Raw genomic sequence first — 26,437 nt, forward strand, 5'->3', positions numbered from 1 at the left:
CTATATAAGATATCCGTAGGAGCTGACGAGCACCGCGAGGCTGCGATGGCGGTTTGTCTGACACTCCGCCATCGCTGGCCACGTAACCTCGGTGAGCTCCTACAGGTCCAGCCTTTGCTGCACGACAGCGTGGCCTTCAAACTAGAGGGCTAAGTCTTCTGTAGCGCATTCGGGCATCGGTTACCTCATCTCCGCTCCACTTTCCTATTCTTCTGTAGGCAGCGTCCTATTCTTCTTTTCGCTCTCTACCCCGGGTGTCTTCTCGGCCAGAATCCACGGCCGCGTCCCCGTAGAGAACCCGTCCATGTCTGGCCCCGCTGTCGTCCATCACTTCAATCTGGATATCGCCCCTCTGTTTCGGCGGTTGCAGGTGCTGTCGTTCACCGGTACTGAGGCCATCAGCGAGCCCTTTGTCTTTGAGCTGGAAGTGCTGATCGACGAACCGTATCTGGATCAGCAAAGCCTGATGTATCGCGCTGCTTTCCTGAGTTTTCAAGACGACAAAACCGGTGTGCACGGGCAGATTCACAGCGTCATGCGCAGCCACTTCAAACCGGGTCCCGCGTGTTATCGCCTGTCCATCGGGCCTCGCCTTGCGTGCCTGGGGCAGCGTTATACGCCGCGGGTGTTTCAGCAAATGAGTACGCCACAGATCATCAGTCGTTTGCTGATGGAACATGGTATACGCGAAGACAGCTACCGCTTTGATCTGCGGGCCGAGTACCAAGAGCGCGACTTCTGCGCGCAGTACCGGGAATCCGATTTGCAACTGCTGCAGCGGTTATGCGCGGAAGAGGGCATTCACTACCATTTTCACCATTCCAGAAAAGGCCATGAGCTGGTCTTTGGCAATGGCTTGCGGGTGTTTCGTCGTACCTCGACAGCCAACTATCAGCAGGTGCCAATGCAGGCTGGCGTTATCCGTTTTGCAGTGACGGAAGGTGGCGAGCAATCGGATCGCACGCGCCAGAAGGGCGAAGGTGAAAGCACGCTGCCCTTTGTTTCGGCAGGACACTTGCTACCGCTCATGGGGCTGCCGCAGGAAGAACTGAATCATCTGTGGCTGGTGACGGGCGTGGTGCACCGCGGCTTTGATCCCCGGCAACTGAGCAGCGTGACCACCGTCCAGAAGGGGATGTACATCAATCATTTTCAGGTCGCGCCGTGGGAGTCGGGTTTCAAACCGCCGCCTCTGCCACGAGCCTGTGTTGCGGCGGTCCAGTGCGCTTATGTCATCGGCGCGGCAGATGAGCTTGTCAGCGCTGACTCCAAAGGACGGGTCAATGTGCAATTTGACTGGAGCTATCCAGGGCAGGGCGGTGAGGGCGGTGACTGTTGGTTGCCGGTGGCTGCGCATCTGAGCAAGACCTTGCGTGGCGGCATGCCGGTGGTGGTGAGTTTTATCGAGGGTGATATGGATCGGCCACTGATCAGCGCCTGCGTGTGGCAATCCACGGATGCCATCGCCGATCCACCGCAAGCGTCATCGCCGCCTGAAAAGCTTGAGGTGAATCTGGGGCCCATGACCACTGTGGGTGACAGGTCATGGATCCAGATCGAAGGCGGCTCGCGGATCAGCTATCAGCAAGGCTGCGAATTGTCCTTCACCGTCGGCGACAGCACACTGAGCATCGACGCCGCTGGGGTAAAGCTGAGCAGCCCGCAAGTTTTACTGACCGCCGGGGTCAAGCCTGATGCTGATCCGGAGCGCTGAACCAGGCGCCGCGCTTGCTCAATTGCCAGGTGACGAACCCCAAGGTCAGGGCGCGTAGCAGCATGAACAGCAGCAGAGTCAGCCACAGGCCATGGTTGCCGAAGCTTTGCAGCCCGTAGGCGAAAGGTGCGACCAGCAGCATATTGACCAGCATGGTGTTGCGCATTTCACGGGCGCGGGTTGCACCAATGAACAGACCGTCGAGCAGGTAGCTCCAGACCGCGAGCAAGGGCAGCGCGGCCAGATAGGGCAGGTAGATAAAAGCCGTCTCGCGAACTTCAACAATATCTGTCTGCAGGCTGATGAACAGATGGCCTGCGACCATGAACAGCAACGCGAACGCTATGCTGGCGATCAACGACCAACCTCCGGCGACCGTCAGCGAGCGGCGCAATGCGAGCTTGTTTTTGGCCCCGATGGCGTGCCCGCACAGCGCCTCAACTGCATGGGCCAGTCCGTCCAGCGCGTGTGCGGTCAGCAGCAGGCCGTTGAGCAGCAGCGCATTGGCGGCGACCGTAGCATCGCCGAGCCGTGCGCCCTGGACAGTAATCAGGAAAAACACCGATTGCAGCACCAGGCTGCGGATGAAGATATCGCGGTTCACGGACAGTAATGGCCGCCAGTTTTCCCAGCGCTTGAGGGCAGGCCACAGCACTTGGCCCGGCCAGGCGAGCAGGGTTTTCCGGGTCAGTGCCAAGCCGAGCAGCGCGCCGGTCCACTCGGCGACGACCGAAGCACGGGCCGAACCGACTACGCCCCAGTCCAGCCCAAGTACGAACCACAGGTTCAGGGCGATGTTGACCAGGTTGGTGGTCAGCAGAATCATCAGTGGCGCGCGAGCATTCTGTGTGCCGAGAAACCAGCCGACCAGTGCGTAACCGGCCAAGGCTGCGGGCAAGCCCAGAAGTCGGGTGTGGAAGAACGCTTCAGTCAGTTGTTGCAGGTCGTCGGATGGCTGCATCAGGCTCAACGCCAGGTGGCTGAACGGCAGGCCAATCACGCCGAGCAATAGCGCCAGACCCATCGCCAGTAACAGGCCTTGCAGCAGTATCTGACGTAACGCCGAACCGTCATTGCGCCCGGCAGCCTGTGAGGCAAAGCCGGTGGTGCCCATGCGCAGGAAGCCCATGCTCCAGGCGAGAAAGGTGTACAGCGTCGCACCCACGGCCACGGCACCCAGTTGATGGGCGTGGGGCAGATGGCCAATTACCGCGCTGTCGACAAGCGCCACCAGCGGTACGGAGATATTCGACAGAATCATCGGCGCGGCCAGCGCCCAGACGTTGCGATGGGTCGCGCGGTCGCGCCAGTCGTTGAGCAGGTTTGACATTAAAGCTCCCGGACAAGGCGGGCATTGTAGAGCGAACCGAGCCCCAAAAGGTGGTTGAGTGACACCGCGCTAACCGGTAGGAGCGAACTTGTTCGCGAAGCGTCATGCCTGATTCACCGCGTAAGCCCTCTCGCCAACAAGTTGCCTCCTACCTGACACGGCGTCATGCCTGATTCACCGCGTAAGCCCTTCGCCAACAAGTTGCCTCCTACCTGACACGGCACCAACCCTCTTGCGGACAAGCACCGTCCCACACTGAAGCCTGCGGCCCTACAATCTCTGTCCTCTTTTCCTACGTAGCCCCCTGAGAACAAAGTCTCAAACCGGCTGTCTATTCTCGCGCTCTGACCTCTGCGGTCATTTGCCTGCTATATAGTTACCCTCTCTCAACCTGCCCCGATGAGTGCCCCATGTTTAACAAAGGACTGTTTCTGGCTTGCGCGCTTGTGCTGCTGAGCGCCTGTGATTCTTCTGCTCCGGACAAACCTGCCCCGGCTTCACAGCCTGTCGCGGTGGAGTCGAGCAAGCCCAAGCCAGCGGTGGATCTTCCCGCGTTGAGCAAACGTTATGAGGGCCGCGACCTGACCGTCGTGGACGTTTCGGAGATTCAGGTGGACGGAGCGAGCACCTTGTCGGTGAGCTTTTCCATGCCACTGGACCCAGAGCAGAAGTTCGCTGAAAAACTGCATCTGGTGGACAGCAAGAATGGCAAGGTCGACGGCGCATGGGAGCTGTCCGACAACCTCATGGAACTGCGTCTGCGGCATCTGGAACCCAAGCGCAAACTGGTTCTGACGGTTGATGCGGGATTGATCGGCGTCAACAAAGCGAAACTCGCAGCGGAATTCATCAGCCGTCTGGAGACCGCAGACCTGCAACCGACGGTCGGTTTCGCCAGTCGTGGCAGCCTGTTGCCGACTCGTCTGGCTGAGGGCTTGCCGGTCATCGCGCTGAACGTCGACAAGGTCAATGTCGAGTTCTTCCGGGTCAAGCCCGATGCGTTGCCAGCCTTTCTCAGTAGCTGGCGCGGCGGGTCGAGCATCGAGTATTACGAATCCAAAGAGCTATTGGACAAGGCCGATCTGGTTTACGAAGGCCGCTTCGACCTGAACCCGGCGCGCAACACCCGGGAAACCCTGTTGTTGCCGATTGCCGGAATCAAAGCGCTGCAAGGGCCTGGGGTTTATCTGGCGGTAATGCGTGCTTCTGGCACTTATACCTACGCCAACCCCGCCACCCTGTTCACCCTCAGCGACATCGGTTTGTCGGTGCATCGCTACGCCAACCGTCTGGATGCGTTCACCCAAGCCCTGGAGGGCGGCAAAGCCCTGAGCGGAGTAGAGCTGGAGCTTTACGACAGCAATGGCAAAGTTGTGGGTCAGGCGAAAACCGATTCCGCCGGCCATGCCGAATTACCGCTGCCGGCCAAGGCTGCCGTGCTGCTGGCGCATAAAGACGAGCAGACCAGTATGTTGCGTCTGGACAGCTCGGCGCTGGATCTGGCCGAGTTCGACATCACCGGGCCGCAAGCCCACCCTTTGCAGTTCTTCATTTTTGGCCCGCGGGACTTGTATCGTCCGGGGGAGACCGTGCTGCTTAACGGCTTGCTACGCGATAACGACGGCAAAGACGTAAAACCACAACCGATTACTGTCGAAGTACGTCGACCGGACGAGCAAGTCAGTCGCAAGTTTGTCTGGGAAGCAGACAAGTCCGGCCTGTATCAATATCAGCTGCAACTGGCAGACGAGGCACCTACAGGGCGCTGGCAGCTGGTGTTCGACCTGGGTGACGGCAAGCCCCAGCTGTATGAGTTTCAGGTCGAAGATTTCCTGCCTGAACGACTGGCGCTGGAAATCAAAGGCAGCGAAACACCCATCGCAACGACCGACAACGCGGTATTCGATATCACTGGTCGTTACCTCTACGGTGCTCCGGCGTCTGGCAATAACCTGACCGGTTTGCTCTATGTGAGGCCGTTGCGTGACGCGGTGCCGGGCTTGCCGGGTTATCAGTTTGGTTCGATTACCGAGCCGGAGCTCAAGCAGGATCTGGAGATCGAAGCCAGCACCCTGGACGCACAGGGCAAGTTGAGCCTGGATGTTGAAAGCACATGGTCGAACGCGAAATCGCCGGTGCAGTTGATCCTGCAAGCCAGCCTGCAAGAGTCCGGTGGACGTCCGATCACTCGGCGTCTGGTGCAGCCGGTGTGGCCTGCGGAGCAGATGCCGGGCCTGCGCCCTTTGTTTGGCAGCAGTCCGGGCGGTAACGATGAATACGATGAAGCCAGCGGCATGCCCCAGACCGATGGCGATGGCCCGGTTGAGTTCGAAGTACTGGTCGCCGACTACGCAGGTAACAAGCTGGCCGCCGATAACGTCAAAGTCCGGCTGGTTCGTGAGCGTCGTGACTACTACTGGAACTACTCGGACAGCGAAGGCTGGAGTTATCACTTCAACGAGAAATTCCTCAATCTCAACGAAGAAACCATCAACATCAAGCAAGGCTCAACCGCCAAGGTCACGTTTCCGGTGGAGTGGGGCCCGTATCGGGTTGAAGTCGAAGATCCTCAAACCGGCTTGATCAGCAGCTTGCGTTTCTGGGCGGGTTATCGCTGGCAGGACAACGCTGAAGGCGGTGCGGTGCGTCCCGATCAGGTCAAGCTGGCGCTGGATAAACCGGGTTACAACGATGGCGACACGGCCAAAGTAACGGTCACGCCGCCTGCGGCAGGCAAAGGATACTTGTTGGTTGAGTCCAGCGACGGGCCGTTGTGGTGGCAGGAGATAGACGTGCCTGCCGAGGGCAAGACTTTCGCAGTGCCGCTGGACAAGCAATGGGCGCGGCATGATTTGTACGTGAGTGCACTGGTGGTTCGTCCCGGTGAGCGCAAGGCAAACGTCACGCCTAAACGTGCCGTCGGCGTGCTGCATCTGCCGCTGGATCGCTCGCCACGCAAGCTGGCGCTGACCGTGACTGCTCCGGAAAAAATGCGTCCCAAACAGCCATTGAAACTCAAGGTTGCGGCGAAGAATGCCGATGGCAGCGTGCCGAAAGAAGTCCACGTGCTGGTGTCTGCGGTGGACGTGGGCATCCTCAATATCACCCGTTACGCCACGCCGGATCCATTCGCCAGTCTGTTTGGTCGCAAAGAGTACGGTGCGGATCAACTGGATGTTTACGGGCAACTGATCGAAGCCGGTCGCAACCGCCTGGCAAGTCTGGCCTTCGGTGGTGACGCCCTGGCGAAGGGCGGCAAGCGTCCTGATACCTCGGTGACGATCGTGGCTCTGCAAAGCGCGCCAGTGACGCTCAACGAGCAGGGCGAAGGTGAAGTCAGCGTCGACATCCCGGACTTCAACGGTGAGTTGCGCATCATGGCGCAGGCCTGGACCGGTGAGCGCTATGGCATGGCCGAAGCGAAAACCGTGGTGGCCGCACCGATTATTGCCGAGCTGTCGGCACCGCGTTTCCTTGCCGGTGGTGATCAGACCACGGTAGCGCTGGACCTCTCGAATCTGTCCGGTCAGGCACAGAAACTCACGGTGCAAGCCACCGCTGAAGGTCAGTTGAGCCTCGCCAATGGCGCGCTCAGCCAGAGCGTGCAACTGGCCCAGGGTCAACGTACAACGTTACGTATTCCGGTGCGCGCCGAGGGCGGGCTGGGGCAGGGCAAGTTCAAAGTCGTGGTAAACGGCTTGGTGTTGCCGGGCGAAAATCTGCCGCCGTTCTCCCGCGAGTGGACTATCGGCGTGCGTCCGGTTTATCCAGCGATGCTCAAGCATTACCGTACAACGCTGAACGAGCAGCCGTGGAGCCTGCCTGAAGGCGCGCTTGATGCGTTCGAACCCGCCGGTCGCGAAGCCATGCTGTCAGTGTCGAGCCGTCCGCCGCTCAATCTGGGTGAACAGATTCGCGCCCTGGAAGCCTACCCTTATGGCTGCCTCGAACAGACCGCCAGCGGGCTTTATCCATCGCTGTATGCGGATGCAGCCACCCTCAAGCGCCTGGGCATCAAAGGCGAAACCGATCCAGTGCGCAAGCGCAAAGTCGAGCTGGGCATCGAGCGGCTGCTGGGCATGCAGCGCCATAACGGCAGCTTCGGGTTGTGGAACGCTGATGGTGAGGAAGAATACTGGCTGACGGCTTACGTCACCGACTTCCTGCTGCGTGCCCGTGATCAGGGTTTTGCGGTGCCGCCTGATGCGCTGAAAAAAGCCAACGAGCGCTTGCTGCGTTATCTGCAAGAGCGCAATCAGATCGAAGTCAGTTACAGCCAGAATGCTGAGCACACACGTTTTGCCGTGCAGGCTTACGCAGGACTGGTGTTGTCCCGTAGTCAGCAAGCTCCTCTGGGCGCCTTGCGCAGTCTGTTTGATCGTCGCACCGATGCCCGCTCCGGTTTACCGCTGGTGCAACTGTCGGTAGCGCTGGAAAAAATGGGCGACAAGCCGCGTGCCGATCAAGCCATGCTGGCCGGTCTGGCAGCAGGCCGCAAAGGCAACGAATGGCTGGCTGATTACGGCAGTCCGTTGCGTGATCAGGCGTTGATCCTGGCGCTGCTTGAGGAAAACAATCTGGCTGCCGACAAGCGCGACCAGCGCCTGTTTGCCCTGGCCGATGAAGTGGCCGCAAGCCGCTATCTGTCCACCCAGGAGCGCAATGCGCTGTTCCTTGCGGGGCGTGATCTGTTGGGCAAGCCGGAAAGTAAATGGACTGCGACGCTTCATGCGGGCGCTGAAAGTCGCGAGCTGAGTAACGAGCAGCCAGGCCTGAAGCTTGACGGGCCACTGCTGGATTCGCCTATGTCGGTACAGAATCAGGGCAGTGCGACGCTTTATCAGCAACTGACGCTGTCGGGTTATCCGACTCAGGCACCGGTGGCTGGAGGCGAGAACCTTAGTATTCGTCGCGAGTACCTTGGCCTTGATGGCGAACCAGCCAACCTCAACGCGTTGAAAAGCGGCCAGCTACTGCTGGTGCACATCGAGGTCAAAGCTCAGCAACGGGTGCCGGACGCACTGGTTGTAGATTTGCTCCCGGCCGGGCTTGAGTTGGAAAACCAGAATCTGGCGCAAAGCGCTGCCAGCCTGGAAGACGCCAGCGAGTCCGTGAAAGAGTGGCGTCAGTCGATGGAGAATGCCGGTATCAAACATCAGGAATACCGCGGTGATCGCTTCGTTGCTGCGCTGGATTTGAACGGTTACAACACGGTGCACCTGTTGTATCTGGCTCGTGCCGTAACGCCGGGTATCTACCGTGTACCGCCGCCGCAAGTGGAGTCGATGTATCGGCCGAACTGGCAGGCGCTGGGTGAAGCGGCGGCGCAGATGGTGGTGAAGGGTAAGTAAGTACGCAAATCCCGGTAGGAGCGCGCTTGCCCGCGACGGCGTCAGATCAGTCAATAAGTTTTCGCCTGATACGCCGCAATCGCGGGCAAGCGCGCTCCTACAGGTTAGGGCGCATCAATGAATAATCCAGCTCAGCAACCACAGGCCCAGCACCAGCCAGATGATGCCCATGATGATTGAAGCGCGCATAAAGGCGCGGATCGCCGAGTACAGGAACAGCAAACCGACGATCAACGCCAGGATGCTGACCAGTGAAGTATCCATGCCCAAAGTGCGGGACAACCCATCAACAAAATTTCCGCCTGCGCTGGCGAAGAGATTGAAGAACCATTCCAGTCCATCGACGATAAAGCGGATGACCGCGCCGAGCGCCTGGCCCAGCCATTCGAAAAAGCTTTCTACCTGCATATGTGCGTCCTGATGAAGGTCATGGGAAAAGGCGACTGTTCGCTTTGGCTATCAATTGGCACGGCGAGTTCCGTGGAGTGTAAGGGCGTTTTGCCTTGTCGTCCCAAGTTGAGGCTGATTGTACGCAGTAACTGTGGGAGCGAATTCATTCGCGAATCGGTATTTCTGTCATGAAGATGCCGAGTCTGCAAAAGCCTTCGCGAATAAATTCGCTCCCACAGGGCTATGCAGTAGCCCGCAAGATGGGTCTCTGGCTTATTGCCGGGTTGGCTTTGATCATCACCCTGCTCTGGCTCGCCGACCGCATCTGGCCGCTGCCATTACCCAAAGACGACCTCGCGCGCGTGGTGCTGGCCGAAGACGGGACGCCGCTTTGGCGTTTCGCCGATGCTGACGGGGTGTGGCGTTATCCGGTGTCGATCAACCAAGTATCGCCGTATTACATCGAAGCATTGCTGACTTACGAAGATCGCTGGTTTTACAGCCATCCCGGGGTCAACCCGCTCTCGCTGGTGCGGGCGACGTGGCAGAACCTCAAGGGTGCGCGGGTAGTGTCGGGCGGCAGCACGTTGTCGATGCAGGTCGCGCGGTTGCTCGACCCGCATGCGCGTACCTTACCCGGCAAGGTGCGACAACTGTGGCGCACGATGCAGCTGGAATGGCACCTGTCCAAGGATGAAATTCTTGCCATCTATCTCAATCGCGCGCCGTTTGGCGGCACGTTGCAGGGTGTTGCCGCTGCCAGTTGGGCCTATCTGGGCAAGTCTCCGCAACAATTGACCCGCTCCGAAGCGGCAATGTTGGCGGTGCTGCCCCAAGCGCCGAGCCGCCTGCGGCCTGATCGTCATCCACAACGGGCGCAGGTTGCTCGGGACAAGGTCCTTAAACGTCTGGCGCAATTTCAGGTCTGGCCGCAACGGGCAGTAGACGAGGCCCTGGAGGAGCCGTTACTGCTGGCCCCGCGTCAGGAGCCAAGCCTCGCTCCACTGCTGGCGCGGCGTTTGAACCGTCCGGACAGCCCGCCGTTGATTCGCACCACGCTGGATGCCGGACTACAGCGTCGTCTTGAAGATCTGCTGCTGGGCTGGCGTGCCCGATTGCCGGAGCGCACCTCGGCGGCGATCCTCGTGGTCGAGGCGCAAAACATGGCGGTACGCGCATACGTTGGTTCGGTGGACATTAACGATGCCAAGCGTTTTGGCCATGTGGACATGATCAGCGCCCTGCGTTCGCCTGGTTCGACCCTTAAACCGTTCCTTTACGGGCTGTCGATGGATGCGGGGCTGATCCATTCGGAATCCCTGATGCAGGACGTACCACGCCATTACGGTGATTACCGGCCAGGTAATTTTGCGGCGGGGTTCAGCGGGGCGGTGGCCGCCAGTTCAGCGTTGTCGATGTCCCTCAACTTGCCCGCGGTACAACTACTGGAAGCCTACGGACCGAAACGTTTTGCCGCCGAGTTGCGCAACGGCGGCGTGCCGTTGACCCTGCCGCCGCTGGCCGAACCCAATCTGGCGATGATCCTCGGCGGCGTTGGTAGCCGTCTGGAAGACTTGGTCGGTGGTTACAGCGCATTCGCGCGGGGCGGGCGCAGCGCTGATATCCGCTTGCAACCCGATGCTCCGCTGCGGGAACGACGCATGATGTCACCGGGCGCGGCGTGGATTATTCGCAAGATACTCAGTGGCCAGTCGCGCCCGGATCTTGATCCTCACGCTGAACTGGTGCAGCGGCCACAGCTGGCCTGGAAGACCGGCACCAGTTACGGTTTTCGTGATGCCTGGGCCATTGGTGTCGGGCCGCGTTTTCTGGTCGGGGTGTGGATCGGTCGTCCCGACGGCACGCCGGTGCCGGGGCAGTTTGGCCTGGCTTCGGCCGCACCTTTGATGTTGCAGGTTCATGACGTGCTGGCCAATAGAGACAGTCAGCGAGGTATCACCGCGCCGATTCAGCCAGTCCCGTCGAGCGTGGGCGTGGCAGCGATCTGTTGGCCGTTGGGCCAGCCCATGAGGAAGAACGATCCGAATTGTCGCAGGCAGCGGTTTGCCTGGACACTGGAAGGCACCACGCCGCCAACCTTGCAGGCCATTGATCAGCCGTTGGGTCTGGGATTGCAGGAAAAAATCTGGGTCAATACTCAGGGCTTGCGGGTTGGGGCGGGTTGTCCAGGGGCGAAGGCGCAGGATCTGATTCTATGGCCCGCCGCCCTGGAACCCTGGCTGGCGCGTGACGAACGCCGGGAAGCACGCTTGCCCGCAGTCGATCCTACATGCCCGCCTCAAGGTCTGAATCTGGCACCGCCCCTGTCGATCATCGGCGTTCGCGAGGGCGATCATTTACGTTTGCCTGCTGGCAGTCGGCAGGCGCTGCGCCTGAATCTATCCGCCTTGGGCGGCAGTGGTCGTCGCTGGTGGTTTGTCGATGGCGTGCCGATGGCCGACACCGACAATCAGGCCCGTTTCAGCCCGACCCTCACACGCCTCGGTCGTTATGAGCTAAGCGTGCTGGATGAAAGCGGTCAGACTGCACGGGTTGTGTTTGATACCGTCGATTGAGCGACGTGTATCAATGAGCCGTGTCCCGTTGCCGACTTGCCCCGCTCGGTGACACGGCCAATGCCAGTTGCGTGCGGTTATGCATGTGGGTCAGGCGCAGCACCTGCGATACGTACAGTTTGACGGTGTTCTCAGTGATGCCCAGCTTGCAGCCGATCTGATAGTTGGTATGACCTTTGGCGACCAGCTTGGCTACGTCTTGCTGGCGAGGGGAGAGGGGGGCGAAGAGCATCGACAGGTCCATCTCGCTCTCGATGTCTTCCTCGGCACGGGCAGTGGTCAGTAGCGGACGACGTAGCTGGTCCAGATCTTCATAAAGACCATCAATGGACGCGGCAAGAAACCGCAGCTTTTCGTTGAGTTCACCCAGTTGGCGGTAGCTCTTTTGCCGTTCATGCAGCACGGCTTCCTGGCGCTGGACGCCTTCGAGCACCTCACGGAGATTCACCGGCTTCTGAAAGTAATCAGCAACGCCGGCACGCAGGGCTTTGATCACATCCTGTTTGTCGTCGTTGACGGTCAGGACGATGGTTTCGAATACCCGCTTTTTACCGGCGGCCAGCTTGAGCGCCTGAACCAGCTCAAGGCCGTCGGGTGCTTGCATATTCAGCTCGCAAAGGACGATGCCGATTGCAGGGTCGTTGCGAAATTGTTCGAGTGCTTCTTTGCTTGAATAACTGCCAGTGCATTCGTAGCCGTTGCTTTGTAGAAAACCGCTTAGCTCGTTTACAACGGAAGGCTGGTCGTCGACGACTAGTACTTTCACTGAAGAATTTATGTTCACGCGCTACTCCCTGTCTGCGAAATACAAAGCGTTGTCAGAGTCAAAACTCACGCTTTATCGATACGATCTAAGGTCACGTGTTCCCTGAGACCTTTACTACCGTAGTCAGACTTTCGCGTTATGTACATAGTGTTAAGCATTGTTTGCGACTAGTGGGCGGCTTCTTTGGGGGCATTGGCGGTACTCGTTAACGCAATGCGTATGCCTCCAGGTAACACGGACCCTGTAGGAGTGAGCTTGCTCGCGATTTGGTTTTCTGATTGAAGAATTTATCGCCGGAACTGACGCGATCGCGAGCAAGCTCACTCCTACAGGCCCGGTGTGGAGCGAACTATTGCGATATTGAAGCCGAAAGTTTGCCGTCTGCAGTCGACGTATTTGAGCGTTAAAAAAGTTTTTTGACGTTTAATCGTTTTTCGAGCACGGGAAGATTTAACACATTGAAGTCGCAGGTACTTACTTCTTATACCTATTTAAAAAGGGGCCATTATTGTCGGCCCCTCAACTAACGACCGCCATTTAACGGGGCGGATATTGCTCCAGAATCTTCGCCACTGTCTGGCGAATAGCCGTTTCACGAGCATTGGGGGCGTTGTCCTGATTGAGGATGCGCTCCGTGCTGCCGCGCCAGACCAGCTTGCCGTCCTTGCCGTCGAACAGGTCGATCTGCAGGGTTGTGACCTTGTAGTCCACGCTGCGGGTTTCGGTCATCGGTGCGTTCCAGTAACCGTAACCTCCCCAAGGGCCCCAGCCTCCGCCGTAATTGGTACTGACCAGTTGCTGGCGGTTTTCCATGATCAGCCAGGCTTGCACCTTCAGATCACCATTGGCACCTGCCGGGGCCATGCGCAAGCCGCGCTGGTCGAGCTGTTCGCCAATCGACTGGCGAATACGCTGGTCGGTGAGATCGCTCTTGATTCGTGGATCATCAGGCTGGTACTGCACGCCGGGCTCCTTCCAGCTCCAGCTGCGGTAGCCGCCAAAATCACGACTGGCGTCGAAGTCACGATTGATCTGGTTGGTTTGGCAGGCACTGAGCAGCACCAGCAGGGACAGCAGAGCAAGGCGGCGAAACATGGCAGTTCTCCGAAGATGTCAGGAAGGAGGATACGCGCTCAATGCTTTTTGCACAGCCTGACGCAGGGCCTTGGATCGATCCGATTGATCGCCGCGGTTTTGCGTCTCTGCACTGGCGCTCCACACAGGCTGGCCGTCGCGGGCGTCGAACAGGCTGATGCTGACGACGACTACCTGTTCCTGATAAGTGCGCACGATCGGCACGCTGGCATAACCGCCATAGCGGTTGCCGTATGGGCCGCGGCCATAGCCGATTCCGCTGCCGCCATAGTAGGGATCGGAATAGTCGTCACGCACCTGACGGGTGCGGGTTTCCATGCGGGTTTGCGCACTGACTTGCAGGTCTGCAGGTTGCGTGCTGTTGGCCGGGCGCAGACCGCGCTGATCCAGGCCATTGCTGACCGCCTCGGCGATTTGCGCCGAATCAGCCCAGGCAGAGCCGCCGGGCAGTTGGTTGTTGCGCCAGGTCCAGTTGCGATAGCGTCCGTAGTCCCGTGGCGCTGCCGGGTACGCGCTCATGTCCACGGCATTGGCCGCGTGAGCGGGGGCAGGGGGCAGTGGTCTGGAATCGGCGCGATACGGGTTATCGCTCTGGCACGCAGCCAGACCGAGGAAAAGAGGAATCAAAGCAAGGCGGCGTTTCATCATGGCCTCCGCAAAGTGGCCTTCTAAGACAGGAAACGGAGATCAGCAACGCCGGACTGCCTGTGATCACCCCGGCGCTTGGCGAGAATCAGAGCGGGCGACACACCCAATGCAGGTAACGACCCAACCCTGCATAGGCGGGATGCCGACGGTGAGCCAGTTCCATTTCCAGCAAGTCCACGAGTTCGGCCCGGGCCTGAAACTCCACCGGCATGTAGTCGTGAAACACTCTGACACCGCTCTGGGTTTCGACACGCCAAAGGCCTTCAAGTTGCGCCGCCAATTCCCGCGGATCAAGAGGCTGCTGCGGGGTCAGGCTTTGTTTCTCGCCCGCCATGTCGTTCTTGCGCATTTTCTTGAAGTGGCCTTTGAGCAGGTTGCGATAGATCAGCGCGTCGCGGTTATAAAACGCCAGGGACAGCCAGCCATCGGCTTTGGTCAACTGACGCAGCACCGGGAGGATCGTGTGCGGCTCGGCCAGCCATTCCAGCACGGCGTGGCAGAGCACCAGATCATAGGGCTCATGCAGTTGATCCGAGAGTTCCTGCCAGGGCGCCTGAATGAACGTAGCGGTCTGGCCTGCGTCGGCGAATCGCTGGCGCGCACCTTCAAGCATGGGGGCGGCCGGTTCGGCGAGCGTCACGTCATGGCCGCGCTCCGCCAGCCACAACGACATGTGGCCCAGCCCGGCACCGATATCCAGCACGCGCAACGGGCGTTCGGGCAGCGCTTCGGTCAGGTCAGCCTGTAGGACCGCGAGGCGAATCGCACCCTTGGCACCGCCGTAGATTTTTTCGGCGAATCGGGTCGCCAGTTGATCGAAGTGACGATCACTCATTTGGCAAACCTGCGTTCACTGTCAGCCAGCTTGCTGCGAACCACGGTGTCCATGTCGATGCCCAGTTCGCTGCACAACAGCAGTAAATAAAGAATGATATCGCCCACTTCCTGACCGGCATGTTCCAGCTTCTCGGGCGGCAACTGGCGGGACTGGTCTTCGGTCAGCCACTGGAAGATTTCCACCAGCTCGGACATCTCCACGCTGGCGGCCATGGTCAGGTTCTTGGGGCTGTGAAACTGCTTCCAGTCGTTCTGATCGCGGATGCGGTGCAGGCGTTGGGTGAGTTCTTCGAGGTTCATGGGGTGTCCTGAATCATTTTTGTGTCCGTCGCCGTGCGGTCGTGCATCTGGCCGGGAACCTGTGGGAGCTGGGCTTGCCCGCGATAGGGCTGCACGCGGTTCACTTTAGATCGAGTCCAGCCCTATCGCGGGCAAGCCCAGCTCCCACAGGGGAATTGTGTTGAGTCTCCTTCAACCACTCCAGAACCCCAAGCCCCGCAGCCTTGCCGCTGGCGAAGCATGCCGTGAGCAGGTAACCGCCGGTTGGCGCTTCCCAGTCGAGCATTTCTCCGGCGCAGAATACGCCAGGTAACTGCTTGAGCATCAGGCGCTGGTCCATGGCTTCAAAGGTTACACCGCCTGCGGTACTGATGGCTTCGTCCAGTGGGCGCGCTTTGATCACGGTCAGCGGCAAGGCTTTCAAGGCCCGGCTCAGTTGAGCGGGATCATCGAAAGCCTCACGCGGAGCCAGTTCGCGCAACAAGGCGGCTTTGACGCCATCGATACCCAACTGGCTGTGCAAGTGTTTGGACATGGAACGTGAGCCCCGGGGTTTTTCCAGGGCTTTCTGAATGGCTGGAGACGCCTTGCCCGGTAGCAGGTCGATCAGGACGGTGGAAGAACCCTGCTGATTCATTTCTTCACGAATCTGCGCCGAAAGGGCATAGATCAGGCTGCCTTCTACGCCGTTGTCGGTAATCACGCATTCACCCAAGCGAGGTGTCTGGCCGTGCATGCCGATGCCGATATTTTTCAACGGTGCACCGGCGAACTTGCTGCGCAGCAACTCGCTCCAGCCAGCCACTTCGAAACCGCAGTTGGCGGCTTGAAGTGTCTTGAGATCAACGCCACGCTCGGCCAGCAGCGGCCACCATGCGCCGTCAGAGCCCAACCTTGACCAGCTTGCGCCGCCCAGTGCGAGCAACACGGCATCTGGGTTCAGGGTTATTTCGCCTTCGGGGCGAGCGATGCGTATGTTGCCTGCGATATCCCAGCCGAGCCAGCGATGCCTCGTGTGGATCGTGACGCCGCTCTCACGCAAGCGTTTGAGCCAGGCACGTAGCAGTGGCGCGGCCTTCATGTCGGTAGGGAAGACCCGGCCCGAGCTGCCGATGAAGGTTTCGATACCGAGGCTGTGAATCCATTCGCACAGATCATCCGCGCCAAACCCGCGCAGCAGCGGAGCGACATTGCCGGAGCGTTCGGCGTAGCGGGAAAGGAAGGCCGGGTAAGGCTCGGAATGGGTAATGTTCATGCCGCCGACGCCCGCCAGCAGAAACTTGCGCCCCACTGAGGGCATGCCGTCATACAGATCGACTTTGATGCCAGCCTGACTCAACACTTCGGCCGCCATCAAACCAGCGGGGCCGCCGCCGATGATGGCGACTGAGGGAGTGGTGGTCGGTGTTAAGTCGGTCATGGCGAGGTGCGTGTCTTTGCGGTTTGGTGGGGCATTCTAACCGAGAATTGTCATCGAGCTTTTGCGGTGTCAGACCATCACTCTTCGCGAATGAATTCGCTCCCACGGGGATTGCGTATTTCACCTGTGGGAGCGAATTCATTCGCGAAGGCGTCGGTTCAGGCGATGACATTCACAACCCCTCCGACACCCAGACCCTCTGCGCGCTGTGATGCAGGATGCCGTGGCGGCGTGCCAGGGCGTGGCGGTCTTTGCTGTAGCCGCCGCCAATCACGCCCATGACCGGGATGTTGCGCCCGATGCAGTGGCGCAGCACCGCTTCATCGCGGGCGGCCACTCCGGCGTCGGTCAGTTTCAGGTAGCCCAGGGCGTCATCCTGATGGACATCGACGCCGGCATCGTAGAGCACCAGGTCGGGCTGATAGAACGGCAACAGGTAGTTAAGCAAGTCATCGACGACTTTCAGGTATTCGTCATCGCCCATGCCCATCGGCAGCGGGATGTCCCAGTCGCTCTCGGCTTTGCGCGCCGGAAAGTTCTTTTCACAGTGCAGCGAGACCGTAATCGCGTCCTCGGTATCAGCGAGAATCCGCGCCGTGCCGTCGCCCTGGTGCACGTCGCAATCGAAGATCAGGACTTTGCCGACGCGACCGCTTTGCAGCAGATAATGACTGATCACCGCCAGATCATTAAAAATGCAGAATCCGGCTGGATAGTCGTAATGCGCGTGGTGCGTGCCGCCTGCCAGATGACACGCCAGCCCGTGCTGGAGGGCCTGTTCAGCGGTCAGCAACGAACCGCCCACGGCACGTACCGTGCGCCGTGCCAGGTCCTCGCTCCAGGGCAGGCCGAGACGCCGCTGATCCTCGCGGGACAAGTCACCTTCCATGTAACGCCGTATATAAGAAGGGTCATGGGCCAGTGCGAGAATGTCGTTCGGGCAGATCTGCGGTCGCAGCAAGGCAGCGTCGCTGGTCAGGCCGCTGTCGATCAGGTGATCGTGCAGCAGGCGGAACTTGTCCATGGGAAAGCGATGATCAGCCGGGAAGTCCGGGCTGTAATCCTCGTGATAGATGAGCGGCAGGGACATTTCGGGTCCGTTCAGAGGTCGAAGCCGGATAGTGCCAGCATTGCCCCTGAACGCCCAGCTTTGTGAAACAACGCAAAGCTACACTGGCCGACACAGTGACTGACCGGTTAATGGAGAAACCGATGGAGCCGATTCTTAAACTCGAGAGTGCGCGATTGTTGATGCGCCAATGGCGAGATGACGATTTACAGGCGTTTGCCGACATGTGTGCGGACCCCAATGTCATGCGCTATTTTCCTGAGCCACTGAGTTACCTGGAAAGCGCTGCACTGATCGGCCGCATACGCGGGGACTTTGCTGAGCTGGGGTTTGGCTTGTGGGCGCTAGAGCGCAAGGACACCGGCCAGTTCATTGGCTTCACCGGGCTTGGCGTGGTGAATTTTGAATCACACTTCACTCCGGCCATTGAGATTGGCTGGCGTCTGGCTCGGGAGCACTGGGGCTTTGGTTACGCCAGCGAAGCGGCCTGGACGGCTATGGGTTGTGGGTTCGAGCACCTGGGAGTAGATGAGATCGTGTCGTTCGCAGCGCAAAGCAATGAGCTTTCGCAAAAAGTGATGCAGGTGATCGGCATGACCACGGACCCGGTCGATGACTTCGAACATCCGAACCTGCCGCCGGAACATCCGTTGCAGCCTCACGTGCTGTATCGCATTACTCGTCAACAATGGCTGGATACGCTGCAAGCTTGAAGGGGCTGATGACGTTAAATTCTGTATCATTTCAGCTTTTGTCACGCTTGATAGGCGGACGAACCGTTTGTGCGAGGAGTAATGAATGAGCCAAGTGTTGGATGATCTGGTTGCGCTGTTGAGCCTGGAACCGATTGAAGAAAACCTGTTCCGTGGCCGCAGTCAGGACCTTGGCTTTCGTCAGCTGTTTGGCGGCCAGGTTCTGGGGCAGTCGCTGTCGGCGGCGAGCCAGACCGTTGAAGACGCAAGGCACGTGCACTCTTTGCACGGTTATTTCCTGCGTCCGGGGGATGCTGGTTTGCCGGTGGTGTATCAGGTGGATCGGGTTCGCGATGGCGGCAGCTTCAGCACGCGCCGGGTGACGGCGATCCAGAAAGGTCAGCCGATCTTCACCTGCAGTGCTTCGTTTCAATACGACGAGCAGGGTTTTGAGCACCAGACCTCGATGCCGCAAATTGTTGGCCCGGAAAACCTGCCTTCAGAGCTGGAACTGATGCAGCAACGGGCGCACCTAATTCCTGAGAACATGCGCGACAAGATGCTCTGCCCAAAGCCTATCGAGTTTCGCCCGGTCACTGCCAGCGATCCTTACAACCCGCAGCCGACCGAGGCCGTTAAGTACATCTGGTTCCGCACCGACGGCTCGCTGCCGGAAGTGCCTGCGATGCACAAATACCTGATGGCTTACGCGTCGGACTTCAATCTGCTGACTACCTCTTTGTTGCCCCATGGCAAGACGGTCTGGCAGAAAGATATGCAGGTCGCCAGCCTCGACCATTCGCTGTGGTTCCACGGCGATCTGCGGGCTGATGACTGGCTGCTTTATGCCATGGACAGTCCATGGGCGGGCAATTCCCGTGGTTTCTCCCGGGGCAGCGTCTACAACCGCGCCGGGCAACTGGTGGCGTCGGTCAGCCAGGAAGGTTTGATTCGTCATCGCAAGGACTGGGCATGAGTCTTTCCGGGATTCGCCACTGGGTCTTCGACATGGACGGCACGCTGACCGTGGCCGCCCATGATTTCCCGGCGATCAAACGTGCGCTGGATATCCCGCAGGATCACGACATTCTTGGGCATCTGGCGGCGTTGCCTGCTGATGTCGCGGCAGCCAAGCATGCCTGGCTGTTGGAGCATGAGCGGGAGCTGGCTCTCGCTTCCAAAGCTGCGCCCGGTGCCGTTGAACTGGTTCGCGAACTGGCCGGGCGCGGTTATCGTCTGGGCATCCTGACCCGCAACGCCCAGGAGTTGGCCCATGTGACGCTGGAGGCCATTGGTCTGGCGGATTGCTTTGCGGTGGAGGACATCCTCGGTCGTGACGAAGCCCCGCATAAGCCAGACCCCGCCGGGTTGTTGCACTTTGCGAATGCCTGGCAGGTGCCTGCCGCGCAAATGGTCATGGTGGGGGATTACCGTTTTGACCTGGATTGCGGGCGTGCGGCCGGTACCAAAACCATCCTGGTCAACCTGCCGGAGAACCCCTGGCCGGAATTGGCGGACTGGCATGCGCAGGATTGTGGGGAAATACGGGCTTTGCTGGATTGACGCTTCGCGAACAAGTTCGCTCCTACCGGTTGGCGCGGTGTCGGGTAGGAGGCAACTTGTTGGCGAGAGGGGTTACGCGGTGAATCAGGTCTGACGCTTCGCGAACAAGTTCGCTCCTACCGGTTGGCGCGGTGTCGGGTAGGAGGCAACTTGTTGGCGAGAGGGGATGCTCGGTGTTTCAGGTCTGCCGCTTCGCGAACAAGTTCGCTCGTACCGGTTGGCGCGGTGTCGGGTAGGAGGCAACTTGTTGGCGAGAGGGGTTGCGCGGTGAATCAGGTCTGACGCTTCGCGAACAAGTTCGCTCCTACCGGGGATTGGTGTTCAGATTCAAAAATCCTTGAACAATACCGCCTGCCCTTGGGGTGAGGTGAAGATTCCGTCGCCGCTGTGGCCGACATTGGGCACTATCACCAGATGCTGATTCAGCCCCTGTGGATGACGTTTCTGCAGGTATTTGAAGAAGTTCTCGCCACGTTCCAGACGTTGTGAGCCTTGCGCTTCTGCGCCGCAGGTCCTGTCGAGAGCCGGGTGTTTCGGGTCGATGTCTTTCTCACCAAGCAAGTAAGTCACGTCGCGTTTTACGTAATCGTCTTCGATCTCGGCCGTTTTGACTTTGCCCGCGTAAGGCGGCATGCCGTTCAGACCGTATTTCCATTCGTTGAAGCCCGGGCAACTGACCTTGGTCACGGGCAACGGTCGCTCGGTATCAAAGTAGGCATACGACGAAGGGTTGGCGATCACGTAGCGCAGCTTGATGCCTTCCTTTTTCAGCAGCACGTCTTCCTTGCCGCCGATCATCAAGTAGCGCTGTACCACTTGCGCACCGCCGGAATGCCCGGCGATGACGATTTCCTTGAGGTTCGGGAACAGCTTGCTGTCGCTCAGGCGACGCAGAATGTGGTCGATGACCAGATACGAGCTGACCGGCTTCGGTCCAACCGCGTTTTCACCCGCCATCCACTGGTCGCCATGCCAGCGCAACACGTTGTCGCCAAGGTGATGCGCAGTGATGTCTTTCTCGTCGAGAAACTGCGGGGCGATCAGCAGGGTTTTATTACGCTGCTTCGACTGGTTGGCAGCGCGTTCGATGCTGCGCAGGTAAGTCGGTGCGTTACGCAGCCGGCCATGCAGCACGATCACTGCACGCTCGATCTGCGGCCGGGGCTGATTCCAGTTCAGGCTCATGCCGAGCGTCGCCTGGGTGCCATTGATTGTCAGGCGCTCCGGGCTGATGGATGTGACCGCCTGATCCTCGGCGTGAGCGTTGAAACTCAGAAGGGTGCTTAACGACAGGATCAGCAGCGGTTTCATCATGTGATCAGAGGCTCTTGGCGGCGAACGTATCGCATTGGTTGAGTTGGCCCTGGGCAAAGCCGGTTTTGAACCAGCGAACCCGTTGGGCGGATGTCCCGTGTGTAAACGAGTCCGGCACTACGCGCCCCTGACCCTGTTGCTGAAGGCGATCATCGCCAATGGCGTTGGCTGCATTCAAGGCTTCTTCAATATCACCCGGCTCAAGCCAGTTCAAACGCTTTTGTGCGTTGTAGGCCCAAACACCTGCCAGACAGTCAGCCTGAAGCTCCTGGCGAACCAGCAAACCGTTGCTGCCCTCCATGCGCTGTCCACTGCGGCGGGCGGCATCAACCTTTTCCGAAACGCCCAGCAGTGTCTGTACATGGTGGCCTACTTCGTGAGCAATTACATAGGCCTGAGCAAAATCGCCTGCGGCCTTGAAGCGTTGTGACATTTCGCGGAAGAACTCCATGTCCAGATAGACTTTCTGGTCGGCAGGGCAGTAGAACGGCCCGCTGGCCGATGTGGCAAATCCACACGCGGACTGCACCTGACCGCTGAACAGCACCAGCGTCGGGTCTTTATATTGGCGGCCGCCCAGTTGGAAAGCAGCGCGCCAGGTGTCTTCGGTGTCGCCGAGAATCGACCGGACGAACTCTGCCTGTTCATCGTTGGCCGGTGGCGCCTGGCGGGTCTCGCTGGACGTTGGCGCCTGCGTCGCCTGGCCGGTGAGCTGGCCGAGAATCTGCATCGGGTCCTGACCGGTCAACAGACCGATAGCCACGATGATGATCACGCCGCCGATGCCGAGTCCCTTGCCTCCGATGCGCATCCCACCGCCGCCGCTGCTGCCGTCACGTGCGTCCACGACGTTATCGCTGCGCCGACCCTTTTTCCATAGCATGTGGGAATCCTCTTTTAATCCTGTAAGGAGTGTCGCTGCTACCCACAGCCTGCGCCAGTCCGATTGTCAGACGCATGACCTGAATGGGAGTTGAACGACGTACATCTAGCGCAGGAGTAGAGAGGAGCAGGAGGCAAATAGTTCGCGGTCAGTCCGGGTAATTAGCCACGTACGAGACGTTGTTCGCTTTTGACTGAGTTCATGAACGCCTGCATGGCCGATGACTGAACACGATGGCGACGGGTAATCAGGCCGTAAGGCGGCAGCCGCGCCTCGAATTTGATCGGCAACACCGCCAGCAAGTCGCGTCCGGGATAGTCCTCGACCACCGACAAAGGTGTTACGCCGAGCATGTCAGTCTGTTGCACCAGCGACAGCAAGGTCATGATCGACGTGGTTTCAACAATGCTGCTGGGGATGTCGACCCTGGCATTGTGGAACACCTGATTGATGATCGAACGCATCGGACTCGGGTGCTGTTGCAGGACCCAGGTCATGTCTTGCATGTCGCCCCAGCCCAGTTGCGTTGCGTTGGCCATGGGGTGCTTTGCGCCAGCAACCACGCAGAGTTCTTCTTCGCCCAGACTATCGAACAGCAGATCATCTGAGCGCGCACCGCCGGGAATCCTGCCGAGCACCACGTCCAGTTGATCCTGCAGTAACGCCTGCACCAGCACATCGCTGGTATCGACCTGGATGCTCATGGACAGACGCGGATGGCTTTTCTTCAATTCGGCGATGGTTCGGGTCAGCAGGCCAGAAGCCAGTGCGGGAATCGCGCCCACTGCGACCCGGCCAAGGTTGCCGGACTCCAGCGCAACCAGTTCTTCACGCATGCCGCTCAATTCGGCAAACACCATGCGCGCGTAATAGATAACGGTTTCGCCGAACTGCGTGGCGCGCATGCCTCGTGGCAGGCGCTCAAACAGTTCGACGCCGAGCAAGTCTTCCGCTTCGTGAAGCATCTTGGTCGCAGCGGGTTGAGTCATGCCAATGTTGTCGGCAGCCCGACGCAACGATCCCAGTTCCTGAAGCGCCAGCATCAACCGTAACTGGCGAAGGCGCAGGCGGCTGTGAATCACGTTGGCATCAGGAATACGGGTCATGATCGCGTCTCGCGGAAAAGTCTGGGGCTGAGCCTGACAAGAAATGTCAGGGCTTACTAGCCCCTTGCCATTCATTGCGCGGATTTCGCTTTGGCTGCATGACGCGTGCGCCAGCCCAATGCGTTTCTGATGCCACTGGAAATCAGCGGCCAGAACAACATCAGCAGCGCCGCCGTGGTCAGGCTGCCCACCAACGGATTGGACCAGAAAATGCCCAATTGCCCGTCGGAAAACAGCATCGACTGGCGGAAGGCATCTTCCGCCTTGTCGCCCAGAACAGCCGCCAGAACCAGTGGCGCAATCGGGTAGCCGAGCTTTTTGAACAGGTAGCCCAAGGCGCCAAAGACCAACATCAGCCCGACATCAAACAGCGAGTTATGCACCGAGTACGCGCCAATTGCACAGATCATGATGATGATCGGGGCAATGATCGAGAACGGAATGCGCAGGATCGAGGCGAACAGCGGCACGGTTGCCAGCACCACGATCAGACTGACGACGTTGCCCAGATACATGCTGGCGATCAGGCCCCAGACGAAATCGTGCTGCTCGACAAACAATGTCGGGCCGGGATGCAGACCCCAGATCATCAAACCGCCCATCATCACCGCAGCCGTCGCCGAACCTGGAATGCCCAGGGTCAGCATTGGCAATAGGGCACTGGTGCCCGCGGCGTGGTCAGCTGTTTCCGGTGCAATAACGCCTTCGACTTCACCCTTGCCGAAGTTGTCGCGGTTTTTCGAGAAGCGGCGCGCCAGGCTGTAACCCATAAACGACGCAGCCGTCGGGCCGCCCGGTGTAATGCCCATCCAGCAACCCACCAGCGTGCTGCGCAAAATGGTTAGCCAGTAGCGCGGTAATTTGGCCCATGTACGCAGAATCGTCATCGGTGTAATGCGCGCATGTTCGCCGCGGAATACCAGGCCTTCTTCAACGGTGCAGAGAATTTCACCGATACCGAACAGGCCGATTACCGCGACCTCGAAGCTGATCCCGGTCATCAGGATCGGTTGGTCGAAAGTCAGGCGCAAGTTGCCGGACACGGTGTCCATGCCGACCGCCGCCATGGCAAAGCCGATCATCATGGCGACCACGGTTTTCAACGGCGGGTTTTTGCTCATGCCGATAAACGTGCAGAACGCCAGCAGATACACCGCAAAGAACTCCGGCGAGCTGAACGACATGGCGAATTCGGCAATGCGTGTCGAGAGAAAGGTCAGCAACAGTACGCCAGCCAGTGCGCCAATCAACGCCGAACTGAATGCGGCGGTCAGCGCCTCTGCGGCTCTGCCGTCACGGGCCATGGGGTAGCCGTCAAAGGTGGTCGCCACCGATGACGGCTCGCCGGGAATATTGAACAGGATCGACGTGATCGACCCGCCAAACAGCGCCCCCCAGTACATGCACGATAAAAGGATGATGGCCGAGACCGGCGACATGGTGAAGGTCAATGGCAGCAGCAACGCCACGCCGTTTGGGGCGCCGAGGCCAGGCAATACGCCGACCAGAATGCCCAGCAGTACACCGACCACCATCAGGCCGATATGGCCCGGAGTGAGGATCAGGTTCATGCCGTGCAGCAGGGAGTCGAATTCACTCATTGCATCGATCTCCCGGCCATTGCCAGCCAGTCACCCACCGGACCTGCGTCCAGTGGAACCTTGAACCACAGCGCGAAGATCAGGTAGCTGGCCAGGACCGCGCCGCCCGATACCGAGCAGATCATCAGTTTGCCGTAAGGCTTGGCCCTAACCCGGTCACGCCACATGAACCAGGCAATGAACACCGCCGACGCCATGTAGATACCGGTGAACGGCATGGCTGCGACGAATAGGGCGATGGGAATGAACACTGACAGGACTTGAGCAAACTGGCTGCGGCTGACAAAGCTGATGTTCAGTGCCTGCCAGCGCACCAGCGTGAGGACGATATTGCCCAGGCTTGCGCAGCCCAAGAGCAGGCCGATGTAGAACGGGAAATAACCCGGCTCGGGGCCAGCGTCGCCCCAGCCGATACCTTGCTCAAGGCTGCCGTACATCACCACTGCGCCGATCAGCAGCGTAAACAACGCCAGCCCGAGCTCGACCCAGCGAGTGCCGACCAGCGCAGATGTTTCAGAAGAGTGGGGCATGGAACACCTCCGGATATAACTGCCGGGCGAACACCCGGCAGTGGGGCCTGATCAGTCAGTTCACTCGCGCAGCCAGCCAGCGTCCTTGAACACCGGCGTAACGCGGGCGGTGTCCTGCTGGATGTAGGCGCTCAGTTGGTCGCCTTCGAGAAAGGTTGGCACCAGTGCGTTCTGTTTGACGTAGGCCTTGAATTCAGGAGCTTCGGAGACTTTGCGCATCAGTTCGGTATAGAACGCGCGTTGTTCGGCAGTGACTTTGCCTGGCATGAACACGGTACGCGGGAAGCGATACTGATCGACGCCCAGGCCTTGTTCGTGGCAGGTCGGCACGTCGGCCCAGGATTTGTCCCCGGCGACTTTGTCGGTGTAGCCCATGCGCTCTTTACTGAACACGCACAGCGGCTGGACCTGATCACCGCGCCACTGGCTGATGCTTTCGCTGGGGTTGTTCACGTTGGCGGCGATGTGTTTCCCGGCCAGTTGAGTCGAGGCTTCGCTGCCGCTTTTGAACGGGATGTAAACCAGTTTGCTGCCTGTGGTTTTGTTCAGCAGCAAGGTCAGGGTCTGGTCGACGTCCTTTGACTGGCTGCCGCCCATGCGCAGTTTGGATGGATCGGCTTTAACCGTCTCGTAGAAGCTCTTGGCGTCTTTCCACGGCGCGTCTTTGTAGGTCCAGAGAATGAAGTCGTCTTCAGCGACGGCGGCAACCGGGGTCAGCTCTTGCCATTGATAACCGAGCTTGGAGACCAGCGGCAGCAGGTAAATGTTGTTGGTGCCGATCACCAGCTTGTCGGCATCACCTTCGGACATTTTGAGGTCCAGAAACGCCTCGGCCCCGTTGCCACCGCCTTTGTTGAGGACCACGGTGTTGACGTCCAGCAGCTTGTGAGTGGTGATGATTGACTGGATCAGACGGCCGAGCTGATCAGTCCCGCCACCAGGGCCACCGGCGACGATGATTTCAACGTTCTTGTCGGGTTGCCAGGCATTGGCCAAGGCGGGAAGGGTGCCAGCGCAAACAAGGGAACAGCCGAGCAGAAGACGGGACACGCGTCGAAAGGATGCGGTTCGCATGATGATGAAACCTCTATTTCTTGTAATTGTTTTTTGAGCGATTTGCCTGATGCAGGGACCGGCAAATCTTGGGTCGAGTGTGGGAAGCTATTGCGGTGGCGTCTACTCAAAACATCAGATACACCGATAGCCTGGGGTTATCGGTTGGCGAGTTTGGAGGCGTGTCAGTGATATCTGGGGGTAGAGACTTTTTTGGGCT

Annotated in this window: 21 protein-coding genes; 6 read left to right on the plus strand and 15 right to left on the minus strand. The window is 59.3% G+C overall.

Features of this window, described 5'->3' with window-relative positions:
• Positions 1-304 precede the first annotated feature (304 nt).
• Positions 305-1,714 (plus strand): contractile injection system protein, VgrG/Pvc8 family, encoded by a 1,410-nt coding sequence (locus KDX30_RS24790; RefSeq protein ID WP_231677758.1) that lies wholly within the window; start codon positions 305-307, stop codon positions 1,712-1,714.
• Here the strand turns inward: KDX30_RS24790 and KDX30_RS24795 are convergent.
• Entirely contained in the window at positions 1,686-3,044 is a 1,359-nt protein-coding gene (locus KDX30_RS24795; RefSeq protein WP_231677759.1) for an MATE family efflux transporter, read from the minus strand. The two genes, KDX30_RS24790 and KDX30_RS24795, sit on opposite strands and share 29 nt — an antisense overlap.
• 410 nt (positions 3,045-3,454) lie before the next feature.
• Here KDX30_RS24795 and KDX30_RS24800 point away from each other — a divergent pair, with 410 nt between their 5' ends.
• Complete coding sequence (locus KDX30_RS24800) at positions 3,455-8,395, plus strand: alpha-2-macroglobulin family protein (protein ID WP_231677760.1); 4,941 nt, start codon at positions 3,455-3,457, stop codon at positions 8,393-8,395.
• A 114-nt stretch (positions 8,396-8,509) separates the two neighbouring features.
• Here KDX30_RS24800 and KDX30_RS24805 read toward each other — a convergent pair whose 3' ends face one another.
• Positions 8,510-8,803 carry a hypothetical protein gene (locus KDX30_RS24805; RefSeq protein ID WP_027898425.1) on the minus strand — a complete coding sequence of 98 codons (294 nt, stop codon included), beginning with the start codon at positions 8,801-8,803 and terminating at the stop codon, positions 8,510-8,512.
• 242 nt (positions 8,804-9,045) lie between these two features.
• On the opposite strand from KDX30_RS24805, the gene pbpC reads away from it, so the two are divergent.
• A complete protein-coding gene (pbpC, locus tag KDX30_RS24810; RefSeq protein WP_231677761.1) occupies positions 9,046-11,361 on the plus strand; it encodes a peptidoglycan glycosyltransferase PbpC in 2,316 nt (771 codons plus the stop codon).
• A 10-nt stretch (positions 11,362-11,371) separates the two neighbouring features.
• Here pbpC and KDX30_RS24815 read toward each other — a convergent pair whose 3' ends face one another.
• The 7 genes from KDX30_RS24815 to KDX30_RS24845 all read right to left on the minus strand — a co-directional run bounded on the left by KDX30_RS24815 (position 11,372) and on the right by KDX30_RS24845 (position 17,496).
• The gene (locus KDX30_RS24815; RefSeq protein WP_231677762.1) at positions 11,372-12,145 is read right to left on the minus strand and encodes a response regulator transcription factor; all 774 of its coding nucleotides are present in this window, start codon (positions 12,143-12,145) and stop codon (positions 11,372-11,374) included.
• Positions 12,146-12,664: 519 nt separating this feature from the next.
• A complete protein-coding gene (locus KDX30_RS24820; RefSeq protein ID WP_027898422.1) occupies positions 12,665-13,222 on the minus strand; it encodes a DUF4136 domain-containing protein in 558 nt (185 codons plus the stop codon).
• Positions 13,223-13,240: 18 nt separating this feature from the next.
• Complete coding sequence (locus tag KDX30_RS24825) at positions 13,241-13,867, minus strand: DUF4136 domain-containing protein (protein ID WP_027898421.1); 627 nt, start codon at positions 13,865-13,867, stop codon at positions 13,241-13,243.
• Positions 13,868-13,955: 88 nt separating this feature from the next.
• On the minus strand, positions 13,956-14,705 hold the full coding sequence (locus KDX30_RS24830; protein WP_027898420.1) for a methyltransferase: 750 nt from the start codon (positions 14,703-14,705) through the stop codon (positions 13,956-13,958).
• Complete coding sequence (locus KDX30_RS24835; protein ID WP_027898419.1) at positions 14,702-15,007, minus strand: nucleotide pyrophosphohydrolase; 306 nt, start codon at positions 15,005-15,007, stop codon at positions 14,702-14,704. The genes KDX30_RS24830 and KDX30_RS24835 overlap by 4 nt, the downstream gene beginning before the upstream one ends.
• A 100-nt stretch (positions 15,008-15,107) precedes the next feature.
• Positions 15,108-16,406 (minus strand): TIGR03862 family flavoprotein, encoded by a 1,299-nt coding sequence (locus KDX30_RS24840; RefSeq protein ID WP_231677763.1) that lies wholly within the window; start codon positions 16,404-16,406, stop codon positions 15,108-15,110.
• Between the two features lie 172 nt (positions 16,407-16,578).
• Positions 16,579-17,496: a histone deacetylase family protein gene (locus KDX30_RS24845; protein ID WP_027897892.1), complete on the minus strand. Its 918-nt coding sequence runs from the start codon at positions 17,494-17,496 to the stop codon at positions 16,579-16,581.
• A 122-nt stretch (positions 17,497-17,618) separates the two neighbouring features.
• Here KDX30_RS24845 and KDX30_RS24850 point away from each other — a divergent pair, with 122 nt between their 5' ends.
• The 3 genes from KDX30_RS24850 to KDX30_RS24860 all read left to right on the plus strand — a co-directional run bounded on the left by KDX30_RS24850 (position 17,619) and on the right by KDX30_RS24860 (position 19,730).
• A complete protein-coding gene (locus tag KDX30_RS24850) occupies positions 17,619-18,188 on the plus strand; it encodes a GNAT family N-acetyltransferase (RefSeq protein ID WP_027897893.1) in 570 nt (189 codons plus the stop codon).
• Positions 18,189-18,273: 85 nt separating this feature from the next.
• The gene (tesB, locus tag KDX30_RS24855) at positions 18,274-19,143 is read left to right on the plus strand and encodes an acyl-CoA thioesterase II (RefSeq protein ID WP_027897894.1); all 870 of its coding nucleotides are present in this window, start codon (positions 18,274-18,276) and stop codon (positions 19,141-19,143) included.
• Positions 19,140-19,730 carry an HAD family hydrolase gene (locus KDX30_RS24860; protein WP_231677764.1) on the plus strand — a complete coding sequence of 197 codons (591 nt, stop codon included), beginning with the start codon at positions 19,140-19,142 and terminating at the stop codon, positions 19,728-19,730. The genes tesB and KDX30_RS24860 overlap by 4 nt, the downstream gene beginning before the upstream one ends.
• A gap of 327 nt (positions 19,731-20,057) precedes the next feature.
• On the opposite strand, the gene KDX30_RS24865 is transcribed toward KDX30_RS24860, so the two are convergent.
• The 6 genes from KDX30_RS24865 to KDX30_RS24890 form a co-directional block, all read right to left on the minus strand.
• On the minus strand, positions 20,058-21,044 hold the full coding sequence (locus KDX30_RS24865; RefSeq protein ID WP_231677765.1) for an alpha/beta hydrolase: 987 nt from the start codon (positions 21,042-21,044) through the stop codon (positions 20,058-20,060).
• A 4-nt stretch (positions 21,045-21,048) separates the two neighbouring features.
• Positions 21,049-21,927, minus strand: a complete 879-nt coding sequence (gene ypfJ / locus KDX30_RS24870) for a KPN_02809 family neutral zinc metallopeptidase (protein ID WP_122708683.1) — start codon at positions 21,925-21,927, stop codon at positions 21,049-21,051.
• A gap of 161 nt (positions 21,928-22,088) precedes the next feature.
• Complete coding sequence (locus KDX30_RS24875) at positions 22,089-23,033, minus strand: LysR family transcriptional regulator (protein WP_027900502.1); 945 nt, start codon at positions 23,031-23,033, stop codon at positions 22,089-22,091.
• Between the two features lie 71 nt (positions 23,034-23,104).
• The gene (locus tag KDX30_RS24880; RefSeq protein WP_027900501.1) at positions 23,105-24,634 is read right to left on the minus strand and encodes a tripartite tricarboxylate transporter permease; all 1,530 of its coding nucleotides are present in this window, start codon (positions 24,632-24,634) and stop codon (positions 23,105-23,107) included.
• Complete coding sequence (locus KDX30_RS24885; protein WP_027900500.1) at positions 24,631-25,164, minus strand: tripartite tricarboxylate transporter TctB family protein; 534 nt, start codon at positions 25,162-25,164, stop codon at positions 24,631-24,633. Before KDX30_RS24885 ends, KDX30_RS24880 begins: the two co-directional genes overlap by 4 nt.
• 60 nt (positions 25,165-25,224) lie before the next feature.
• Positions 25,225-26,238, minus strand: coding sequence for a Bug family tripartite tricarboxylate transporter substrate binding protein (locus tag KDX30_RS24890; RefSeq protein ID WP_231667660.1), 1,014 nt, complete (start codon positions 26,236-26,238; stop codon positions 25,225-25,227).
• Positions 26,239-26,437: the final 199 nt, after the last annotated feature.

The sequence above is a fragment of the Pseudomonas quasicaspiana genome, assembly GCF_021147825.1.
In the GTDB taxonomy this organism is placed as follows: Bacteria; Pseudomonadota; Gammaproteobacteria; order Pseudomonadales; family Pseudomonadaceae; genus Aquipseudomonas; species Aquipseudomonas quasicaspiana.